At 72.2% G+C, this 2,630-nt stretch carries 3 protein-coding genes; all 3 read left to right on the top strand.

Going from position 1 to position 2,630, the window contains the following annotated elements; translation table 11 throughout:
* Positions 1-1,075, top strand: a 1,075-nt coding sequence (locus ACHFFZ_RS08105; protein ID WP_394276135.1) for a sulfate adenylyltransferase subunit 1, incomplete at its 5' end; no start/stop codon positions are given.
* A 42-nt stretch (positions 1,076-1,117) separates the two neighbouring features.
* Complete coding sequence (locus ACHFFZ_RS08100) at positions 1,118-2,053, top strand: sulfite exporter TauE/SafE family protein (RefSeq protein ID WP_394276134.1); 936 nt, start codon at positions 1,118-1,120, stop codon at positions 2,051-2,053.
* Positions 2,050-2,630, top strand: a 581-nt coding sequence (locus ACHFFZ_RS08095) for a sirohydrochlorin chelatase (protein WP_394276133.1), incomplete at its 3' end; no start/stop codon positions are given. The genes ACHFFZ_RS08100 and ACHFFZ_RS08095, both read left to right, overlap by 4 nt.

The following is a 2,630-nucleotide window of genomic DNA, read 5'->3' as shown; positions in this document are numbered from 1 at the left end:
CTGCCCCGGGCACGTGCAGTACACCCGCAACACCGTCACCGGGGCGTCCACCGCCGACGTGCTGGTGCTGCTGGTCGACGTGCGCCGCGGCGTGCTGGAGCAGACCCGACGCCACCTGGCCGTCGCCGCGCTGCTGCGCGTGCCGCACGTGGTCGTCGCGGTCAACAAGCTCGACCTGGTGGACTTCTCTGCCGAGCGCTACCAGGCCGTCGACGCCGACATCCGCACCATCGCCGAGGAGCTGGGCGTCGAGTCGATCTCGACGATCCCCGTCAGCGCCCTGCTCGGCGACAACGTGGTGGACCGCTCCACCAACACCCCCTGGTACGAGGGCCCGACGCTGATGGAGCTGCTGGTCTCCATCGACCCGCAGGACGAGGCCCGCGGCCCGGCCGTCGACCAGCTCCCGCTGCGCTTCGCGGTGCAGAACGTGCTGCGCCCCCAGCAGGCGGCGCTGAGCGCCGAGCACGTCGAGTACCGCGGCTATGCCGGTGTGGTGAACCAGGGCACCGTGCACGTCGGCGACCAGGTCGTCGTGCTGCCCCGCGGCCGCACCACCACCGTCGTCGGCATCGACCAGGCCCCCAGTGCGCTGTCCGACGGCCAGCTGCAGCAGGCCTTCGCAGGGCAGTCGGTGACGCTGCGCCTGGCCGACGAGATCGACATCACCCGCGGCGACCTGATCGCGGCCGCGGACGGCGCCCCACAGCCGGTCACCGAGCTCAACGCGATGGTCAGCTGGCTGGCCGACACGCCCCTGCGGATCGGACAGCGGGTGCTGCTCAAGCAGACCACCCGCACCGTGCAGGCCATCGTGCGCGACCTCGAGGGCCGGCTCAACCTGGACACGATGACGCCGGAGCCCGTCGAGCACCTGGAGCTCAACGACATCGGCCGGGTGCGGCTGAAGCTGGCCTCCCCGGTGATGGCCGAGCCCTACTCGGACTCGCGTGCCATGGGCGCCTTCCTGCTCGTCGACGCCCAGGCCGGGCTCAGCCTGGCCGCCGGCATGGTCGACGACCCCGAAGCCCCCGGGATCATCCACTCCCAGACCGCCTTCCACTGGACCATCTGATCCGACCCGCCCGCCAGGGCCCGTGAGACAGGAACACCCCCGATGAGACACCTCCTCCTGCTGGCCCTGGCCGGTCTGGTCGCCCAACTGATCGACGGCTCGCTTGGCATGGGCTACGGCATCACCTCCACCTCGGTGCTGCTGGCCGGCGGCCTCTCGCCGGCCGTCGCCAGCGCCTCGGTGCACCTGGCCGAGCTCGGCACCAATGTCGCCTCCGGCGCCTCGCACTGGAAGATGCGCAATGTGGACTGGGCGCTGGTGCTGCGCCTGGGCCTGCCCGGGGCGGCGGGTGCCTTCCTGGGCGCCACCGTGCTGTCCCGGTTGTCCACCGAGGCGGCCACCTCGGTGATGGCGGCGATCTTGGTGGGCCTGGGCCTGTTCATCCTGGCCCGTTTCACCCTGCGTCGCACTGCCGTCTCCGAGGCCCGCGTCTCGCCGCACGGCAAGCGCTTCCTGGCCCCGCTCGGACTGCTGGGCGGTTTCGTCGACGCCACCGGCGGCGGTGGTTGGGGACCCATCTCCACCACCGCCCTGGTCAGCGCGGGCCGCACCAACCCGCGCACCGTGATCGGCTCGGTGGACACCTCGGAATTCCTCGTATCGCTGGCCGCCTCACTCGGCTTCCTGTTCGGGCTGGGCACCATCGGAGTGCGCTTCGACTTCGTCCTGGCCCTGCTGGCCGGCGGCCTGGTCGCCGCGCCGGTGGCCGCCTGGCTGGTGAGCCGGATCCCCCCTCAGATCATGGGCGGCCTGGTGGGTGGCGGCATCGTGCTGAGCAACCTGCGCGCCTTCTTCAAGGGCTTCGACATCCCCTCGGCGGCCCAGGGCCCGATCGTCGTCGCCCTGTTGGTGGCCTGGGCCGGTGCCATCACCATCGGCGTGCGCCGTCACCTGGCCGACCGTCGCCAGGCCGGGGCCGAGGTCATCGCTCCCGTCGCGGACAGCGACCAGGAGCCGTCACTGGTGGGCAGCCGATGAGCATCCTGTTGGCCGCCCACGGCACCCGGAGCCAGGCGGGGCGTGACTGTGTTGAGGACATCCGTTCTGCCCTGGAGCATCGGCTGGGCGAGCCGGTGCGGCTGGGCTGGGTGGACGTGTGCGAACCGCACGTTGCCGACCTGGTGCGCGACGACGACCTCCTGCTCCCGGCCTTCCTGGGCCTGGGGCACCACGTGAGCGTCGACGTCCCCGAAGCAGCGGCCCACGCCGAGCGCGTCACGATCACACCGCACCTGGGATCCGCGCTGGGCCAGCCGTTGGTTGAGCAGGCCATTGTCGAGCGGGTCCTCGAGGCCGGCGGGCCCTGGCCCACCACGATCATCGGCTGGGCCGGCTCCAGCCACGCCACCAGCCGCGAGCAGGCCCGCGCCACGGCCCGCCGCCTGGCCGCCCGCTGGGAGAGCGGGGTGCGCGTAGAGCTGGCCACCCCGCGGCAGCTGCCGCCCCTGCTGGAAGCTGCTCGTGGGTGCGGCGAGCGGGTGGGCATCGCCAGCATGCTGCTGGCCCCCGGCTTCTACCAGACGCGTCTGGAGGAGTCGGGCGCCGATGCCACTTT

Source organism: Luteococcus sp. (assembly GCF_043424415.1).
Lineage (GTDB): Bacteria > Actinomycetota > Actinomycetes > Propionibacteriales > Propionibacteriaceae > Luteococcus.
Note: the sequence above shows the minus strand (reverse complement) of the source record. Positions and strands in the feature narration are given on the sequence as shown.

Coding starts and splice junctions, on each gene's coding strand:
- ACHFFZ_RS08100 (WP_394276134.1), top strand. CDS start 1,118: ATGAGACACCTCCTCCTGCTGGCCCTGGCCGGTCTGGTCGCCCAACTG.